The organism is Blautia sp. AF19-1 (assembly GCF_003479155.1).
GTDB lineage: Bacteria > Bacillota > Clostridia > Lachnospirales > Lachnospiraceae > Fusicatenibacter > Fusicatenibacter saccharivorans.
Map to the genome: position 1 here is coordinate 1 of NZ_QUGQ01000057.1, position 810 is coordinate 810.

At 51.0% G+C, this 810-nt stretch carries 2 protein-coding genes; one reads left to right on the forward strand and one right to left on the reverse strand.

Annotation, left to right across the window (positions count from 1 at the left end):
• Nucleotides 1–552: virulence-associated E family protein (locus DWX26_RS16590; protein ID WP_243030741.1), on the forward strand; the 552-nt coding region annotated here is incomplete at its 5' end.
• A gap of 28 nt (nucleotides 553–580) precedes the next feature.
• Here DWX26_RS16590 and DWX26_RS16985 read toward each other — a convergent pair.
• A partial coding sequence (locus tag DWX26_RS16985; RefSeq protein ID WP_097776738.1) for a tweety protein occupies nucleotides 581–810 on the reverse strand: 230 nt, incomplete at its 5' end.

The following is an 810-nucleotide window of genomic DNA, read 5'->3' on the forward strand; positions in this document are numbered from 1 at the left end:
AATGCCCTTGACTTCCTGCCCCTTGACCGTTCCGGCAACCGCCGCTTTATCCCGGTCATGGTGTACCCGGAGCAAGCCGAGGTTCACATTTTGGAGGACGAAGCTGCTTCCAGAGCCTATATCGGGCAGATGTGGGCGGAAGCGATGGAGATTTATAAAAGCGGCAGGTTCAAGCTGGCTTTCAGCCCCGCCATGCAGCGGTATCTCAAAGAACACCAGCGGGATTTTATGCCGGAGGACACCAAAGCCGGGATGATACAGGCGTATCTTGATAAGTACACCGGGAGCATGGTCTGCTCCAAGCAGCTCTACAAGGAAGCCTTGAACCATGCCTTTGACGAGCCGAAACAATGGGAAATCCGGGAAATCAACGAGATTATGAACCAGTGCATTGACCGCTGGCGGTACTTCCCGAACCCAAGAATGTTTTCAGAATATGGCAGACAAAAGGGCTGGGAGCGTGAAAACCCGGCAACGGACTCCGGCAACCCGTCTGAAAAAACGATGGATGGTTTTGTGGAGGTCACAGAACAGATGGAGCTTCCATTCTGAAAATGACAGCCCGTTGCACCCCCTGTTGCTATCCCGTTGCCGAGCCGGTTGCCGGGGAAAATCCCGAAACTATCGGCTTTTCTCCCCTATGACAACCAAAACAACAGAAAAATAAAAGAAAAGTATAAATGGTAACCATCGCCAGATTGAGATTGTTTGCAAGGTCTTTTGAAGCCCGTTGCCGGACTTCGTTGCCGACACCCTCTGTCTGGCTATTTTCATGTATGGAGGATAACTGCCTATGGCAAAAAACAAAAC